This window comes from Streptosporangium sp. NPDC002544 (assembly GCF_040295965.1).
Classification (GTDB): Bacteria; Actinomycetota; Actinomycetes; order Streptosporangiales; family Streptosporangiaceae; genus Streptosporangium.
Window position 1 is genome coordinate 21,088 of the sequence record NZ_JBEOWJ010000061.1, and the last position, 16,509, is coordinate 37,596.

The 16,509-nt window shown below is 69.5% G+C and carries 18 protein-coding genes and 1 pseudogene; 8 read left to right on the top strand and 11 right to left on the bottom strand.

Annotation, left to right across the window (positions count from 1 at the left end; all coding sequences use genetic code 11):
* Nucleotides 1-86 precede the first annotated feature (86 nt).
* The 6 genes and pseudogenes from ABT061_RS46705 (at nt 87) to cyaB (ending at nt 6,897) form a co-directional block, all read left to right on the top strand.
* On the top strand, nt 87-860 hold the full coding sequence (locus ABT061_RS46705; protein ID WP_350930159.1) for a Fic family protein: 774 nt from the start codon (nt 87-89) through the stop codon (nt 858-860).
* Nucleotides 861-1,897: 1,037 nt separating this feature from the next.
* The gene (gene ssd / locus ABT061_RS46710) at nt 1,898-2,944 is read left to right on the top strand and encodes a septum site-determining protein Ssd (protein ID WP_350930160.1); all 1,047 of its coding nucleotides are present in this window, start codon (nt 1,898-1,900) and stop codon (nt 2,942-2,944) included.
* Nucleotides 2,941-4,104, top strand: a pseudogene (locus ABT061_RS46715) (TadA family conjugal transfer-associated ATPase); the annotation flags it as partial. The gene ssd and the pseudogene ABT061_RS46715, both read left to right, overlap by 4 nt.
* 356 nt (nt 4,105-4,460) lie before the next feature.
* A complete protein-coding gene (locus ABT061_RS46720; protein ID WP_350930161.1) occupies nt 4,461-5,165 on the top strand; it encodes a type II secretion system F family protein in 705 nt (234 codons plus the stop codon).
* Nucleotides 5,166-5,563: 398 nt separating this feature from the next.
* Entirely contained in the window at nt 5,564-6,142 is a 579-nt protein-coding gene (locus tag ABT061_RS46725) for a type II secretion system F family protein (RefSeq protein WP_350930162.1), read from the top strand.
* A gap of 200 nt (nt 6,143-6,342) precedes the next feature.
* The gene (gene cyaB, locus ABT061_RS46730; RefSeq protein WP_350930163.1) at nt 6,343-6,897 is read left to right on the top strand and encodes a class IV adenylate cyclase; all 555 of its coding nucleotides are present in this window, start codon (nt 6,343-6,345) and stop codon (nt 6,895-6,897) included.
* Here the strand turns inward: cyaB and ABT061_RS46735 are convergent.
* From ABT061_RS46735 to ABT061_RS46775, 9 genes are all read right to left on the bottom strand, one after another.
* A complete protein-coding gene (locus tag ABT061_RS46735; protein ID WP_350930164.1) occupies nt 6,894-7,697 on the bottom strand; it encodes an endonuclease/exonuclease/phosphatase family protein in 804 nt (267 codons plus the stop codon). The genes cyaB and ABT061_RS46735 overlap by 4 nt on opposite strands.
* A 20-nt stretch (nt 7,698-7,717) precedes the next feature.
* A complete protein-coding gene (tmk, locus tag ABT061_RS46740) occupies nt 7,718-8,320 on the bottom strand; it encodes a dTMP kinase (RefSeq protein ID WP_350930165.1) in 603 nt (200 codons plus the stop codon).
* Nucleotides 8,317-9,417 carry a radical SAM protein gene (locus ABT061_RS46745; RefSeq protein ID WP_350930166.1) on the bottom strand — a complete coding sequence of 367 codons (1,101 nt, stop codon included), beginning with the start codon at nt 9,415-9,417 and terminating at the stop codon, nt 8,317-8,319. Before ABT061_RS46745 ends, tmk begins: the two co-directional genes overlap by 4 nt.
* 318 nt (nt 9,418-9,735) lie before the next feature.
* The gene (locus ABT061_RS46750) at nt 9,736-10,062 is read right to left on the bottom strand and encodes a hypothetical protein (RefSeq protein ID WP_350930167.1); all 327 of its coding nucleotides are present in this window, start codon (nt 10,060-10,062) and stop codon (nt 9,736-9,738) included.
* Complete coding sequence (locus ABT061_RS46755; RefSeq protein WP_350930169.1) at nt 10,059-10,433, bottom strand: hypothetical protein; 375 nt, start codon at nt 10,431-10,433, stop codon at nt 10,059-10,061. The genes ABT061_RS46750 and ABT061_RS46755 overlap by 4 nt, the downstream gene beginning before the upstream one ends.
* Complete coding sequence (locus ABT061_RS46760) at nt 10,417-10,836, bottom strand: hypothetical protein (protein WP_350930170.1); 420 nt, start codon at nt 10,834-10,836, stop codon at nt 10,417-10,419. The genes ABT061_RS46755 and ABT061_RS46760 overlap by 17 nt, the downstream gene beginning before the upstream one ends.
* Nucleotides 10,833-11,210 carry a hypothetical protein gene (locus tag ABT061_RS46765; RefSeq protein WP_350930171.1) on the bottom strand — a complete coding sequence of 126 codons (378 nt, stop codon included), beginning with the start codon at nt 11,208-11,210 and terminating at the stop codon, nt 10,833-10,835. The genes ABT061_RS46760 and ABT061_RS46765 overlap by 4 nt, the downstream gene beginning before the upstream one ends.
* A 173-nt stretch (nt 11,211-11,383) precedes the next feature.
* Entirely contained in the window at nt 11,384-12,571 is a 1,188-nt protein-coding gene (locus ABT061_RS46770; protein ID WP_350930172.1) for a helix-turn-helix domain-containing protein, read from the bottom strand.
* Entirely contained in the window at nt 12,568-13,203 is a 636-nt protein-coding gene (locus tag ABT061_RS46775) for an HAD family hydrolase (protein ID WP_350930177.1), read from the bottom strand. The genes ABT061_RS46770 and ABT061_RS46775 overlap by 4 nt, the downstream gene beginning before the upstream one ends.
* A 713-nt stretch (nt 13,204-13,916) precedes the next feature.
* Between ABT061_RS46775 and ABT061_RS46780 the strand changes: the two genes are divergently transcribed.
* A complete protein-coding gene (locus tag ABT061_RS46780) occupies nt 13,917-14,228 on the top strand; it encodes a DUF4244 domain-containing protein (RefSeq protein WP_350930178.1) in 312 nt (103 codons plus the stop codon).
* Nucleotides 14,229-14,237: 9 nt separating this feature from the next.
* On the top strand, nt 14,238-15,449 hold the full coding sequence (locus ABT061_RS46785) for an alpha/beta hydrolase family protein (protein WP_350930173.1): 1,212 nt from the start codon (nt 14,238-14,240) through the stop codon (nt 15,447-15,449).
* Nucleotides 15,450-15,624: 175 nt separating this feature from the next.
* On the opposite strand, the gene ABT061_RS46790 is transcribed toward ABT061_RS46785, so the two are convergent.
* Together ABT061_RS46790 and ABT061_RS46795 are read right to left on the bottom strand one after the other, a co-directional pair.
* Nucleotides 15,625-16,173, bottom strand: coding sequence for a hypothetical protein (locus tag ABT061_RS46790; RefSeq protein WP_350930174.1), 549 nt, complete (start codon nt 16,171-16,173; stop codon nt 15,625-15,627).
* 27 nt (nt 16,174-16,200) lie between these two features.
* Nucleotides 16,201-16,362 carry a hypothetical protein gene (locus ABT061_RS46795; RefSeq protein ID WP_350930175.1) on the bottom strand — a complete coding sequence of 54 codons (162 nt, stop codon included), beginning with the start codon at nt 16,360-16,362 and terminating at the stop codon, nt 16,201-16,203.
* Between the last annotated feature and the right edge of the window lie 147 nt (nt 16,363-16,509).

Below are 16,509 nucleotides of genomic sequence, written 5' to 3' on the forward strand. Positions count from 1 at the left end.
TTCCGCAGCTGTTCTCCTGAGCCGCCGGGGGTGACCCCGCGGCCTGGTCGAGGTCTCGCCGAGCGGCCCCGATAGGGTCGGGCAGCGTGAGCGACCCATTGGCTGTCATCGCAGGAATGCCCGGAGTGTCCGAGGCGGTCACCGACGCGCGTAAGGCCGTCGACCGGCTTTACGGGCACCGCGTACTGCGGCGTAAGAGCCCGGAGGTGTCGGCCAGGTCCGCCCTGCGCGGTGCTCGTGCGTCAGCCGCACTGGAGGGCGTGGACATCCCGCTCGATGTCATCCCCGAGGCCACCGACCCGGTGGTACAGGGCGCGCTGCGCGTCTCGGCCGAGCTGGGGCGGCTCGGCTCGACCTGGCGCACGGCGCCCCGCCAGGTGCTGGCCAGGCTGCACACGCTCGCCGCCTCCGGGCTCACCAAGGACCTCGGCCGTCCCCGGGCCACGGCCGAGGTGCCCGATCCGCTCGGTCTTGGTGCCGCGCCCGAACCGCAGGAGGCGGTGGCGCGGGTGGACGGTCTCGTCCAGCTGGTGACGGCCTCCTCGAAGGCGCCGGCGCTGGTGCTCGCCGCCGTCGTGCACGCGGAGCTGGCGGTGCTGCGCCCGTTCGGGTCGGCGGACGGGCTGGTCGCGCGGGCGGCGGAGCGGCTGACGCTGGTGGAGTTCGGCCTGGACCCGAAATCGCTGGTGGCCGTCGAGGTGGGTCATCTCGAACTCGGCCCGGCCTACGGGGAGGGACTGCGGTCGTACCTGAGCGGTACCCCCGAGGGGGTCGCGGCCTGGGTGCGACACTGCGCGACGGCGGTCACCCTGGGCGTGCGCGAGGCCACGGCGATCTGCGAGGCCATGCAGCGGGGCTGATCCCGATCCCGGCGGGGACGGCCGGGCGGCTTGGGACGCCGCCCGCGCATACTCGATCACCCGCGGTCATCGATTACGGACACCTACTCCACACGAGCCGACGGCGCCCCTGATAGGGGGCGCCGTCGTCGGCACGTTCCTACCGGGTTACCAAGCGTGCACCTGATAATCGTTGAAACGGGACAAGCCCGCTTCAACGCGCCTCCCGCGGCTGACGGCGCGTGGGTACCCAGCGGTCGTGCCCGGACACATGGTCCGTGCAACCTTTGTACGTCCGATTCGCGCTGATGGGAACCCCTAGGGGCAAAACCTTTGCGGATCGAGGAACATTAATCAGCAAACCCACCCGTGTGCCGTCTTGCGTCGCGCGAGGCCGACCGACGCCGTCCGTGCGGGCGGGGTCGTGCTCCGGTGGTGATCACTTAACGTAGTCGCGGTTCGCCCGTGCCGGGAGTGTGCCCGGGGCGGGCGGTATCCGGAGACTGGATCGTTACATTAAAAAAACTACTGGAAAATGAGGATTACTCCTCGACGAAACTTGAGTTGATCGGGCAGCATGAGTTTGTATCTCCCCAAACCGGAGTAACTGCGTACAGGTTGCCACCGCAATCCTTTGCCATGCTCTGGTTGGCCGTTGAAGCTTTCTTCTGAAACGGGACCGGCTCTACCCCCCCAGAGCCGGACCGGTCGGCGACCCCCGTCCTCCCCCCGGCGGGGGTCGCCTCTTTTCCCGGCGGCCACTCCCGCCTCGGTGGCACCGTCCTTTCGGCCCTCTCCGCGGTGCGGGGCTCCTGCCCGGTACTCGGTGTGGCGCGTCGGCGCGTGAACGTGTGAGCAGGCCCGTTGAGGTGTTCGTCTTTGCCCGCCTGTCCGAGGTCTTCCGCGCTCGTACGGCTCCTTTCGGGGGCGACCTCCTGGCCGCTGGTTTTCCACAGGCAGGGCCACCCTGGAGCCGGCTGTCCACAGTATGGCGTTCGGTACCTCGGGGCTGGGGAGCCGTCGTGGAGGGTGGGGTCCCCGCATCCCAGGAGGCATCAGTGGACCGCCCGCTGGTCATCACCGAAGACCATGATCTGCTCGACGACCTGCTCCGCATCGCCGCCGCGGCCGGAGCCGAGCTTGACGTCGCCCACGCGCCCGCGCACGCCCGGCCCTACTGGAACCGTGCTCCGCTGGTCGTCGTCGGTGACGACATGGCAGGCGCGCTGGCCTCGACCGGACCGCCACCTCGTCACCGTGTTCTCCTGGTCACCCGCACCTGCGACGACCCCGACACATGGCGCAGGTGCGTCGCGGTCGGTGCCCAGGCCGTGCTGGAGCTGCCCGCCGCGGAGCGCCGGCTGGTCGACGAGTTCGCAGACGTCGTCGAGCCACCCGCCAAGCCGGGGTTCGTGGTCTGCGTCGCGGGCGGGCGCGGCGGAGCCGGGGCCAGCGTGCTGGCGGGCTCGTTGGCGCTGGCCGCGTCCCGCCGGCGCGTCCGCACCCTGCTGATCGACGCCGACCCGCTTGGCGGAGGTCTGGATCTCCTCCTCGGCCAGGAGGAGTCCGATGGAGCGCGCTGGTCGGACCTGGTCGCCCGCGAGGGCAGGGTCAGTTGCACAGCGCTCCAGGCGGCCCTGCCGACCTTCGCGGGGCTGACGCTGCTCTCCTTCAGCCGGGGCGAGGTCGAGCCGATCCCGGCCGAGGCGATGCGCTCGGTCCTCGAAGCGGGGCGCAGGGGCTTCGAGCTGGTGGTCGTCGACCTGCCGCGCCACCTCGACCAGGCCGCGGTGGAGGCGCTCGGCCGTGCCGGCACCACCCTCCTGGTCGTCACCGCCGACGTGCGCGGCGTGCTCGCCGCGGCGCAGGTGCTGGCCTCCCTGCGCGAGCACACCGGTGAGGTGCGGGCCGTTGTGCGCAGCGGGGTCCTGAACGACGACGTGGTGACGGGCTCGCTCGGCGTCCCGCACGGCGGTAGCCTCCCCGACCAGCCTCGCCTCGCCGCCGCACTTGATCGGGGGGACGTTCCCCCACTCGGCCGTCGCACCTCTCTCGGGCGGTTCTGCGCCGCTTTCCTGCACGAGCAGCTCGGGGCGGACAGGTGAAACGGGCCGAGAGCGCGGTGACGGTCTCGCCGGAGCTGGTGGAGGCGGTCCGGGTACGGCTGGCCAGGACGGGAGTCGAGCCCAGTGCCGCGCACGTCGCGGTAGCGCTGCGGGCCGAGCGGGCGATGCTCGGCGACGCGGAGATTCTGGCGGTGGCCCGGGTCCTGTGCGCCGATCTCATCGGAGCGGGTCCACTGGAGCCGTTGCTGGCCGAGGCCCAGGTCACCGACGTGCTGGTGAACGGCCCGCGCGAGGTGTGGGTCGACGACGGGCACGGGCTGCGCCTGACCTCGGTCGTCTTCCCCGGCGAAGACGCGCTCCGGCGGCTCGCGCAGCGGCTCGCCTCCGCCGCGGGCAGGCGCCTCGACGACGCCTGCCCCTATGTCGACGCCCGCCTGGCGGGAGGTGTCCGGCTGCACGCCGTTCTGCCGCCCGTGGCGCCCAACGGCACCTGCCTGTCCTTACGACTCCCGCCCCGACGCACCTTCACCCTTCACGATCTGGTCGAGGCGGGCGCGATCGGGGCGGAAAGCGTCGCCGTTCTCACCGCAGTGATCGAGTCGAGGCTCGCCTTCCTGGTCACCGGTGGTACCGGGACCGGCAAGACGACCATGCTGTCGGCCCTGCTCTCCCTGGCGGATCCCGGTGAAAGGCTGCTGCTGGTTGAGGACTCCGCCGAGCTGAGACCACTACATCCCCATGTCGTCCGCCTGGAGGCGCGCCCGGCCAACCTTGAGGGCGCCGGTGGCGTCGGCCTGCGTGATCTCGTCCGTCAGGCCCTGCGGATGCGCCCCGACCGTCTCGTCGTCGGTGAGGTGAGAGGTTCCGAGGTCGTGGACCTCCTGAGTGCGCTGAACACCGGTCATGAGGGAGGCTGCGGCACCCTGCACGCCAACACCGCGACCGATGTGCCACCCCGTCTGGAGGCGCTGGCATGCGCGGCGGGTCTCAGCAGGGAGGCGGTCCACAGCCAGATCGCCGCGGCCCTGGACGTCGTCATCCACCTCGCCCGCGACCGCGCCGACGGGCGCCGACGGGTCGCCGAGATCTGCATGATGATCCGCCGCCCCTCGGGACTGGTGGAGGCCGAACCGGCCCTCACCTTCGCCCCGGACGGTCAGATGAGTCCCGGCCCCGGCCTGCCCGCCCTCGCCGCCCGAGCGCCCGGCATCCCCGCCTCGCCGGCTCCCCGCCGCAGGCCCTACCTGTCACCCCGCCCGCCGCGGTCGTACGGGCCGTCCGAGGCCTCCCAGAGCATGAGCCCTGCACCGGTCACCTCCTACCGGGACACCGCGGCCTCCGAGGCTCTCGGCGGCTCGGGTCCGGACATCCGGGTTCCCGCGCTTCCACAAGAGGCCTCTCCCGACGCCTCGGGTTCCCCAAGCCTTTCGAGCCCGTGTTCCGGTGTCTCCGCATCCCCGTCTCGCTGTAAGACGCACCTGGACGTCGCCGGCCGCCCGGGTCCCGGTGAACCGACGTCACGAACGGTCCCAAGAACGATGTCACGGCCGACGTCATGACGGCAGCCGCCCTGGTTCTCGTCACCCTGGCGGCATGGCTGTGGACGGGTGCGGATCCCGGCACCGCCCGCTTGGGCCGCCTGCGCCGTCGCGGCCCGGTCGCCTCGCCCTCTTTGCGGGAGAGGTTCGCCGCTCACTCACGGCCCTCCCGGCGCGCGGCGGCCTGGCGGGTCGCGTCGATCGAGCTCTGTCAGGGCCTCGCCGCCGAACTGGCGGCGGGACGGGCGGCCGGTGACGCGCTGGCGCGGGCCGTGCGGGCAGCGGGGTTTCCCGATCCCGAGGCGCTGCGCCCGCTGGTCGCGGCCGCGAGGGACGGCGGTGACGTACCCGCCGCTTTACTGGCCGTGGCGCCGGAGCGGGGAGGCGAGGCCTTCCGGGCCCTGGCCGCCTGCTGGAAGGTGAGTGTGACAGCGGGGGCGGGCCTGGCCGTCCTTGTCGATCGCGTCGCCGCCTCCCTGCGAGAGGCCCAGAGCCATCGCCAGGACGTCGCGGCCCAACTCGCGGGCCCCCGCGCCACGGCCCGCCTGCTGGCAGGTCTGCCCATTCTCGGCCTGCTGATGGCGGCCGGTCTCGGCATGCGCCCGCTGCACTTCCTGTTCGGCGGTCCGGCGGGCGCCGGCTGTCTGGTCGCCGGCCTCGCACTCGACGCCGGTGGCCTGTGGTGGACCCGTTGCCTGGTCGCCCGGGCCCAGCGGGGCTGACGTCCCCGCGGTCCGGTTCGTGAGAAGGAGAGAAAGTGATCGCTCTGCTTGCCGTGGTGCTCGCCGGAATCGCCGCCCGGCTGTGGAGCGCCCGGCGTGAACCCGCCGACCGGCTCCGCCGCGCACGGCGCTCAGCACACCTGGCCGGGTTTCCGAAGGTACGGCCAGAGGCCGAAGCACCCACGGTTCTCCCGGCCACGGGGACGGTTCGAGACCCGTTCGCGAGAACGGCTCGGGATCTGTCTGTGAGAGCGGCTCGGGACTCGTTTGCGAGGACAGGCCGGGGTCTGCCCACGGGGACGGCTCGGGACCCGGCTGCGGGAACGGCCCGTGGCCCGTTCGCCGGGATGGTTCATGATCCGGAGGGGAGGCGGCGGCCGAGCCGGGGTGAGATCACGGTGGCCCTCGCCGTGGGGCTGGCGGCGTTCCTGGCCGTGGGAGGTCTGCCGGGAGCGGTCGTCGGGGCGACAGGTTCCGGGATCGCGCTGACGGTGCTACGGCGGCGAGAATCACCCGAACTGCGCGAGGAACGCAGACGGTTGACGGCGGATCTGCCGCTGGCGGCCGATCTCATGGTCGCCTGCCTGCGCGCGGGCCAGCCGATCACCGGAGCCGTCGACGTCACGGCGGAGGCGATCGCGGGACCACTGGGCGAGAGACTGGCCTGGGTGAGCGGCCAGCTGAGACTGGGAGCCGCACCGGAGAGCGCCTGGCAGGCCCTGGCCTCCGAGCGCTCGCTCGCCCCGCTGGCCCGTGCCATGAGCCGGGCCGCGTCGAGTGGCGCACCGGTGGCCGACGTCCTCACCAGGCTCTCCGACGACTTCCGCCGTGCCGTCCGCGCCGCATCGTCGGCGGCCGCCCAACGGGTCGGCGTCCAGGCAGTCGCTCCCCTGGGACTCTGTTTCCTGCCCGCGTTCGTCTTCCTGGGCATCATCCCCGTCGTGGCCGGCCTCGCCGGCGAGGTGCTCCTTCCCTGACGACCGCCACTAAGGTCACGGCCGATACGGTCTTGGCCGATCAATTGCTCGGCACGCCCGTCCGTGCCGGGGTAGCGGCCTGCCGGGGCGTCTGTATGTGCGGCCATTCGCAGTCGGGTCCGCCGTGTACGCGGACTTCACGTCGTGCTGAGAGTGCTCTCGATAGGCTCCCTGCGTCACAGCAGACACAGGAGGCCGACGTGGCACACGAGGTGCGGGAGATCGAGGTCAAGTACCGGGTGCGCGATCTGTCGGCTCTGGAAGAAGCGCTGGCCCGGTGCGGGGCGTTCCTCTCGTCCCCGGCGCGGCAGGATGACCAGGCGTATGCCGAGAACGGGTGGACCTATGAGCAGAGCAAGCTCGGGGCCACGTTCGCCCGGCTGCGTACACAACAGGGGCGGCACCTGTTTACGATCAAGCGCCCGTTGGACAACGCGATGGCGTGCCTGGAACATGAGACCGAAGTCACTGATCGGGAGCAGATGCACCACGCCATCCTCGCGATGGGCTTTCATCCCACGGTCCGCATCGTGAAGACCCGGCGGACCGCGACGTTCGGCGACATGACGATCTGCGTCGACGAGGTCGAGCACGCAGGAATCTTCGTCGAGATAGAACGTACGGTGAACGGTGAGGAATCCGGAACCGTCGTACAGCAGGAACTCGACACCTTCGCCCGCTCGCTGGGTGTTGAGCTGGAACGCACGACTGACACCTACGACTCGCTGGTCCGCGCCGCGTTGGCGCTGGCCTAGAACAGCGCGATCTCGTCCGGCTCTGCGAGGTTCCCATACGGCAGGCGGATGGCGTCGAGGGCCAGGTCCAGCCGGACCGCGGCGTGGTCGGTCAGGCCCAGTTCGCGGGTCTCGTGCAGGTAGGCGCAGCCGCCGATGCGGTCGGCCAGGGCCGCGCCCACGTGGAAGTAGTCGTAGCAGTAGCCTGCTCCGGTCCGGCCGATCCAGCTGTACGCCTGCGTCTTGGGTGAGCAGTGCTCGTAGGCGTTGACGAACCCCTGAGCGCGCAACGTGTTCAGCAGGCCGAATTCGAACGGCAGGAACCCCGGATGGAGGGGGGAGTGGTCGGGGGCGATCACGTTGTAGTCGCCACCGATCACCAGGTGGTCGCGCTGCTCGGCGGGCAGCTCGTGCAGGGCTTTGAGCAAGGAGGCGATGAACAGTTCCTTGCGGGCGGTCTTATCCACGCTGCGGTCCCGGCTGGGCACGTAGACGCTGAGAAACCACGTCCGCGGATTCGTGTCGAGGACCGCGGTAGCGACCCGGCCGGGAATGCTCACTTGGTCGAACGGATCCCGCCGATCCTGGATCAGCGGGATCCGGCTGACCAGCGCTGCCCCTCGCTCGCCGTTGACGTCAGGCGTATTGACGACGGCATAACCCGCGCGTAGGAACTGCTCCAGCAGGTAGGCGGTGCCGGTGCCCGCGCTGGTCTCGGTCAGCAGAAACATATCCTCGGGGCGGGAGGTGAGCCAGCGCAGCAGCAGCGCGGCGCGCTCCCTGGACGCGGCCCCAATGTTGACGGTCAGCGCTGTGACCATCTGGCTCACCTCATCTCATATCACGTTTCGAGCTGCTCCAGGTGTTGGAGGAGCTGCGCCACCACGCCGTCCGGGGTCAGATCACGGCAGTCGATCCGGGCCTGACGCCAGCCGCGAGCGGCAAGAAAGCTGAACGCGTCCTCGTACAGGTCGAGCTCTCGCCGGGGCGAGCCGACACGCTCCAGACGTGACCGCCTAACGCGCTGCTCCAACCGCTGCCATAGCACTTCGGGGGTGTGGTGCAGGTAGAAGGATAGGGACGCGGGTGACACATGAGCGTTGTAACGCCAGATCTCTCTCAAGGGCAGGCCGTCGAGGCGCTGAAGCACCAGGGAGGACTGCACGTAGCGGTCGCTGATCACGATCTTCCCGTCGGCGAGTGCTGGGAAGATCTCGGCGTCGAGGTGGGCGTATCGGTCGGCGGCCACCGCCAGGGCCAAGGCCCGGCCGGTCAGTGCGCCTTCGCTGGTGCGGATCAGACGCCCCAGAGGTGTATCGGACGGTTCGGTGGTCACGTGGACGTTCCGGCCACTCGCGCGAAGCCGGTCAGCCAGGTGCGTGACGGCGGTGGTCTTGCCGACGCCGTTGGGGCCTTCCACCGCGACGAACAGGCCGCCGGTCATGACGGGCGGGTGGTGATCTGCAACAGGGAACCGTCGGCGATGGGGCACTGTTCGGTGTCCACCTCACCGATCCGCTGCCCCCGGGAGATGAGCGCGGCCGGACACCCCTTACCGCAGGCGGTGTTCATCGAGCAGGAGCCGCAGGTGGGGTTGGCGCCCATGCCGAGCGTGCCGGTCAGGTCGTAGGCGTCGAGGGCCTGTGCGACCTCCTCGTGCAGGATATTGCCGACCAGGAACTCACGGTCGGAGTAGGGCGACTGCGGGGTGCGGGCGGCGAACACCAGGTAGGGGCAGACCGCGGTGAGCCCGTCGGCGAAGACGTAGATGAGCTTGCCGGCGTCACAGCCGGCGAGTGGCTTGCCGTCGTCGTTGGGAAAGCGGATGTGGACGATATCGATGCCCCGCTCATGGAACTGTTCGGTGACGTCATGGATGGCGCGCATCTTGCCGGTGTCGGCGGCTAGGCGGCCTCGGCTCTTCACTCCGCGGCCGAACGACGACAGCGGGTTCATCAGCACGTACTCGGCGCCGACCTCGACGGCGAAGGAGCACAGTGCGGCGAACTCCTCCACGTGGGTGAGCGCGTTGGGCGTGGACAGCAGTCCTTGCAGCAGGCCCGCCTCGGCGAAGGCGCGGGCGGTGGCCAAGGTGGTCTCGAAGGAGGCCACATTGCCGCGGAACTTGCCGTGGCTCTGGGGTCGGAACCCGTCGAAGCTGACGTTGATGTGGACGTTGCCGAGGTCGGCTAGGGCGGTGATCTGCTCGGGTGTGGTCTGCGTGGCGTTGGTGCAGATTCCCAGCGGCAGCCCCATGTCGGCGACGGCGCGGCAGATGTCCATGATGTTCGGGTGGACGAACGGTTCGCCGCCGGTCAGGGTCAGGCGCTGGACCCGGGCGCGGCGCAGCCGCGGGAATACGGTCTCGACGAGGTCTTCCAGGCGCATGTGCTCGCCCCAGTCGCCGGAGGAGACGAAGCAGTGGGCGCAGTGCAGGTTGCAGCGTTCGGTGATCTGTATCAGTGCTTTGCGCTCGTCTCCTCCGACCGATGTCCGGAAGTAGCAGGAGCTGGCGTGGGTGTCGACGATGAGACGTTTCACGGTTCTCCCTCTGGTAGAGCTTGTAACGAAACAAGTGCTCAAAGTGACCGAAAAGGGGTGGGGTTCGCTGGTTACCGTGTGTCTGCGTTCAGGATGACCAGCCGTACAGATTCAGACCAGACGGTGTCTGTCTTTCCTGTCCCGCCTTGGGCGATGCTCCCCGCCACCCCTGACGGGGCACCGCCGTGGTTGGACGAACCCATGGTCAAAGCCTCGTCTGGCCGTCTACCCCGCGAGCGGCCCCTGGTGGTGCGCCACTGCCTGCGGGGAGTTGGGGTGCGGCGGCATGGGAGGTGGATCGCCGTGCCGCCGCGCTGCTCAGGGTGAGGCGGGTTCGGCGTAGTGCTTCCCGAGTCGTCCGGCGATTCGGCGTGCGGCCTGGGGAAGGTCCTCAGCCGGTGCTTGGTCGGCGGGTTCCTCCATGAAGGAGGTGCCCCAGCAGAAGACTGTGCCCGCCTGGTCGGTCCACACGGTCAGCCCGGCGCTGACGATGAGGCGGGGCTGGCCTTCGTCGTAGGAGATGGTCGGGTAGATGCGGTGGGTGTGGAGCTCGGTACGCAGGTGTTTGAGAGCGGCGATGGCACCGGGGTGCCAGGTGGCCGCGCTCAGCCGGTCGCCCGCAGGGGTGTCGTAGGGCGGGATCACGGTCGGCTCCTGTCCTGCGACGAGGGGCATGGCTCCGGAGCTCGTTCGGGGTGGCCCGGTGGCAGAGCGCGAGGGTGGGGAACGGGCTTGGGAATCACCGGGAGCGGCAAACCCGGATGATCGGCCGCACCGGGTGTGGGTGGCGTGGCGTCGTGCGGTGAGGTCCGCCAGAGGTCGAATTCTGCCTGTTCCATGAGGTCCCACAGCTCAGCGGCGCTGGTCGCGTGGACGATGTGGCAGCGCGCCGGGTCGGTGCACTGCCAGGCCTCGAAACGCCGGTGGCGCAGGCTCCAGATGACCAGCCAGGTGGGCGCGTACTTCTGTACCTGCTGGGCGGCTCGGGCCGCGTCGGCGTCAGCGCGGGTCGACATGCTCGGCCAGAATCACGTCGGCCAGCAGCGGCAGTCCGCCGCGCAGCACATCGGCCGCGTCTTTGGTGCGCAGGATGGCGTGGTGCTCGGCGAGTTGTCCGGCAGCCGCGAGCAGTGTCAGTTCGGAGCTGAGCAGCGGGCTGCCGGCGTGGTTGAGTTCGGGACCGGTCCACCAGAACCGCTCGCCATCGGTGTAGGCGAGCAGCCCGTGGTGGACGGAGACGATGGCGTTGCCGGAGGCGAGTTCGTGGACGTCCGCGCGGATGTGGTGAACCTCGGCCAGTATGGCGGCCAGGTCCTGGGCGTACTGCACGGCGGTCGACGGCGCGGCGGCGATCGCCTGGGAGGCGGGACTGCCGCCGTGCCTGCTCGTGGGGGCGTCGCCCTCTGGGGTCGCGCTCATGCGAGAACCTCCCGTCGGTGCGGCTCGTAACGGCGCTGCGGGGAGGTGTCCGGCGCGCGGCCCCGGCCGTGGGTGGCGGGGGCCGTCATCGTCCGGGCGTGATGGCCGGGGCGCGGCTGGGCGGGAACGATGGGCGGGTGGACCTTCAGCGGGCGTGCCGATGCCGGGAGCGGGCGGCACAGGCCGAGGCGCCGCCGGGTGGCCATGCGGGCGCACACCTGCCGGGGCGTGGGCTGCTCCCAGTGGTGGTCGCGGCGGTGCGGCAGAGTGGATGCGTCATGGGCATAGGGGGCGTGTCCACACCAGCGGCAGCCCAGTGGCAGCGGCGGGGCATCTGCTTTCCAGCGGATGCGAATGGTCCTAATCTTGCTCACGGGTCAGGAGTCCCTTCCTGATCAAGGGGCCCGTACGGCGTGTCAGCGCCTGCGGGTCTCGCCCTTTGCGCGGGCAAGACGTATCGTCACCGTCCGCCTACGCTTCGACTCGAACGGTCACCATGGTGCTTCGCCAGCCCTTGGGGAAGTGACACAGCCTGTGTCACCCGAAGTCAGACCGCGCCAACCCATTCGGCGAAACCCACCAGGCTTTCGCTACTGGCCCGGTACAGGCGCAGCAGGGTCTCGGCATCCTCGCGGACCCAAGGATGTTCACGCGTGTGCTGCGGTGCGATCCGGCGTGCGGTCAGCAGCGACTCGAAGGCCGCGTCTTTCTGACCGGCCCACAACTGCGCTCTGGCCAGATCAATGAAGAAGCCGCTGCGGCGCTCGGCGGGCATCTCCAGCGGCGGCGACCAGCTGTCGGCCAGACTGAGGGCGAGCTGAAGGTCTCCCAGGCCGATGGCGACCGACGCCTCGTGGACGCGCACCGAGCAGGGGCCGAACGCGGTCCCGTAGTAGATGCCCTCGGGGACCTGGTCGCCGAGTTGTCGCGCCTGCCTCAGATGGGCCATGGCGGCATCGGCGTGGGCTGCTCGCGCGGCGATGACGGCCGCCCGCATGTGCAGTGATCCCAAGACGCCGAGACACAGAGGCCCGGCTTTTCGCGGCAGCTGGTCCATCGCGGATTCGAGTGCGCGTAAGCCCGCCTGGTAGGTGTGTGTGGCGAAGAAGACCTCGGTCCGCACATACGCCGTGGACGCACTGAGCAGAGGATCCCCGGCGACGGCCGAGGTCTGGCGCATCAACTCGATCAGCCGGGCCGACAAATCCAGATACCCGTATTTGTAGGCAATCGCATCGGCCGCACGGTAGGTGGCCACCAGCAACGCCGAGATGCCTGCGGGATCACCCGGCGCGTGCACCCCGCGGATGAGTTCGCCGAGCAGTTCGGGCAGGGTCTGCGACAGCCGCACATACTGAGCGCCCAGGCGTTTTTGGACCGCGCCGGTGACGGATGCTCGAAGCGCGGGCATGGGGCGCATCGGGCCCTCGTCAGGGATGTCGTAGGTGGTGATGACCTCGCGAAGTGCGGGAATCGCGTCATGCACGCGGCCGTCGAGGCGACCAGAGTTCCCCAGGAGCCGGGAGGGGTCAATGCCCAACGCCGCGGCGATGGCGTCCAGGACGGGGTCGCTGGCGACGCGTGTACCTTGCTCGATCTTCCGGAGCAGACTGAGGGAGATATGGGCTGCCAGGGCGAGGTCTTCTTGGGTCATGCGGCGTGCGCTGCGGATCGCGGCTATGCGACCTCCGGGGCCTTCGCCAGAGGCTTTGCGGGGCATCTCGGCTCCGTTCATCCAGACAGGGCAGATGGCAGTTCCGTGATGCTGTCGATCTGCCAATCCACTGCGCTCAGCACAGCCGCGTCGGCGCCCCACAGGTGTCCCCAGGGGCCACGCCGGATCATGCACGTGCGCAGACCGAGAGCTTTCGCGGGGATGATGTCGTTCGCGGGGTGGTCGCCTACGTAGACCGTTTCGTGGGCAGGAGCCTTGGCAAGCCGAACGACCTGGTCGAAGAATCCAGGATCGGGTTTCGCGACGCCCCATTCCTCTGATGTGGCGATCACGTCGGCGGGGATCGACAGCCCTCGCAGAAGATCACCGGCCCTGGCTGTCTGGTTTCCGGCGACGCAGACGCGCAGCCCCATGTCACGCAGGACCTGCAACCCGGGCCGTACGTCGGGGTACAGGTCGCTCTCGTCGAGGTATTCGCCCCGGCCTGCCTCTTCGCGAGCCCGGCGCACCGCATGCAGGTCGATGCCCGGTCGGAGAAGGCGGACCGCTTCCGCGTTGTCCATGCCCAGCGCTGTCACCGCACCGACCAAGGCGGACAGGGTGTGGCGGGGGACGTTCAGCCAATCCGCAAGAGATCCCCAGTAGCGATCATCGCGGACCAGCGTCTCGCCTATGTCGAACACCACAGTCATGACCACACTTCGGAGGGTAGGCCAGTTCGCTGTCGTGCATCACGTAGCGCGACGGCACTCGCCTGGGAAGCGGACCAAGGATCCTGTGGGCCGTACGGGTTGCCATCGTGGCTCCTGGGGCTGGGGATGTGTAAGAGACGTCCCGAGCGTTCGCCTGGATGACATGGCCTGCGATTCTTCGCCCGTTTGTGAATGCCGCCAGGTCGAGCGGTCACGTCGACTGCGGGTTATCCACAGGTTTTTCGTCAAATCTCCGGGTTATCCACAGAAGATTGATGGGGCCTGTGGACAGACATCCTGAAATCTCACCATCTAGGGCCTGAAGTGGCCTCCTTCGGTTAGAGGGTGGTTCGCGCTTTGGCGTTGTGCCACGTTTTCCCTGGCTGTGCAGAGTCCGACGTTCCTCGCGGAAGGGCGGCGGGCCATCACCGGCGAAGGGGGACGGATCATCTTCGCGTTCGTACGGGGTCATGCCGACCCGCGCGCACTGCCCGGCGCCTGAGCGCGGTATCCCCAATCGAGGGGTTGGCCTACGGCGTTATCCACAGAATGGCGTTCGGGCCGACGGGACCGCAGGCGCATGGAGAACCCTGGCGTGACCGATGCCGGGCGGTGGGTCCGGCGGGGATCTCCAGGAGGAGCAGATGGCTCGAACGAGCGCGCTTCGTGTGCGGCGTGATCGGTTGCGGTGGCTGCGTGCCCGGTGAGCGCTGCTGACCACCGGCGCGCGCCGTGACCGTGGCATGTCCACCGCGGAGTACGCGGTCGGAACGATCGTTATCTGGGGTTGTCAAGCGAACCTGCTGGTCAGTCGCATGAAGGTCGTTAAGGCACGTCAGGCAAGTAGACCCCAGCATGCCGAGCACGGTGGGGTCCGACGCGTAACCATTCGGGGACCTCCTTTCGGTAGCGGGGGTGGACCGGCCAGGGCGGGAACGAAGGCGCCGGCGGTGCGGCCCGGTAGGGCCGTCCCTACCATCGTTCGGGGGATGTCCTGCTTGGGGCGGGTACGTGCGGGAGAATAGCGTGCTGCCGTGATCAAGAACTTCCCGCGCATCGCGGCTCTCACCTGTGCCGCTCTCGTGGCCACCGCGCCTGTGACGGCGGCCGCCGCTGCCGCAGTTCCCGTCAGAGGTGCCCTGATGAAGGCCGAGCGAGTGGTCCGCATGACAGGCGGCGAGGTCAACGCATTCCTCGGCAAGGCGGGCTTTCCCTCGATCGAGAACGCCAAGGGCGTCGACGTCTACAGTGTCACCTACCGCACCGTTGACGTGAAAGGCAGGCCCACCACGGCGACAGGTTCGCTCGTCCTGCCCCAGACCTCCGCCCACGAGCTTCCCGTCGTCAGCTACAGCCACGGCACAATGGCAGACAGACGAGAGGCACCCTCGGTGACGTCCACGGGGGAGGGCCGTTACCTGCCGGTCTACTTCGCCACGCACGGCTTCGCCGCGGCCGCAGCCGACTATCTCGGCCTGGGCGAAGGGCCTGGTGCGCACCCGTACATGCACACCGCCACCGAGGCCGGAGCCTCCGTCGACCTCCTCAAGGCCGCCCGAAGGCTCGCCCGGCAGCAGCAGGTCACGCTCGACAAGCGGATCATGGTGACCGGTTTCTCCCAGGGGGGCCACGCCGCCATGGCCCTGGGCGCTGCCCTGCAGAAGGACACCGACCTGGACGTGTCCGCGATCGCGCCCATCAGCGGCCCGTTCGACGTCGAGCACGCCGAATTCCCCGCCGCGGTCGACGGCAGGCTTGATGGACGTTCGGCGGCGTTCTATCTCGCCTACTGGCTGACCTCGATGGACCGGGTCTACGACATCTACCAGAAAACGTCCGAGGCGTTCCGCCCGCCGTACGACGCGAAGGTGACGGGCCTGCTCGACGGGAGCCGCGACCTGGAGACCATCGCGGCCGCCCTGCCGTCCACGCCGGACGAACTCCTCACCCCGGCCTATCTCGGCAAGCTCGGCAAGCCCACGGGCCAGTTGCTGAAGGCGATCAGGGAGAACGACACGACGTGCCGCGACCTGCGCGCCGGGGCGCCGGTGCGGCTCTTCGCCGCCGCCGGTGACCGCGACGTGGTTCTCGCCAACTCCGCGAGCTGCCTGAAGGACCTGCGGGCGCGGCACGTCGACGCGACCCTCACGGAGGTGGGCGACGTGAACCACTTCACCTCGCTCAGGCTCTCGCTGCCCAAGGTGCTGGCCTGGTTCCAGCAGAGGTCCGGCACCGCTGCCGGCTGAACAGCCGACGGGCCGTGCTTACGGGTCGCCATCCGTGGCAACCCGGCGGGGGAAACCGCTCCCCTGCGGCCGTCGAGCGGTTCGAGATCGAGGGCGAGAAGATGACGTTCGGTGCCCAGCGCGCCGCAGCGGGGTTCCCCGCCGCGAGCACCGCGCGGGCCCCGGCGTTCCTGACTCAAGTCATGGCGACCTTCGCGTCGGCCAGGGGGGATGGTGGCCGGGGCGATGTTGGGGGCGACCTCGAAATCGGACTTGCGCCGGGATTTCCGCCGTGAAAAGCCCGTCGCTTTGATCGGCCGTTCCGGGGTTCGCCGACCCCGGTCGTCGGGACGTGACCGGTAACTGCTGCCGCCCGGGCTGCAGCCGCGAGGTGCCCGTGATCACGCGGCAGCCGGGGCTTTCCCTGCTCCCGTGCCGACCGCAGGCGCGACCAGCCGATCCGCTCGCCCCGGATCAGGCCACCGATCTGCTCGTCGTCGAGTCCCAGATCGAAGATGATGTCCAGCAGGTCGTCCAGCAGTGCCTGCCGGTCCTCCCCGGCCTTGCCTCGCTCGGCCGGCGCGTCCCGCATCTTGCGTTCAGCCTTGCTCTCCCGCGCCGAGACCGCTTGATCGAACAGCTGCACGACCTCGTCGAGCACGTCGGTCGCCGACTGCGCCAGCAGCGTGAGCAGGATCGGATAGCGGCGCCGCGGATCGCGCCGCTCCAGCGCCTGCGCGGTCAACCGGCGCCCGACCGTGGCCAGGAACCGTCACCGCTCAGCGGGCAGCACCGACAGATCCAGGCTGTCCGCGTCCATCGAGCGCAGGAATTCCAGCTTGGCGACCTCGGCCTTCACCGCGGCTGGGGACGCCTCGACCGGGCCGGTGGACAGCCACCGCAGCCGGGTCGTGCGGATCTCAGAGTCGGTCACCAGCAGCCCATCCAGGGGTCCCGGTAGTAATCGCGGAAAATCCAACGGATTTTCCGCGCTTGAGGAGCGCGACCATCAGGGCCAGGGTCTCCCCCTCGGGCACCGCCGCGCCCGCGGGACGGCAGGCCCCGCACACCACGCCGCCGG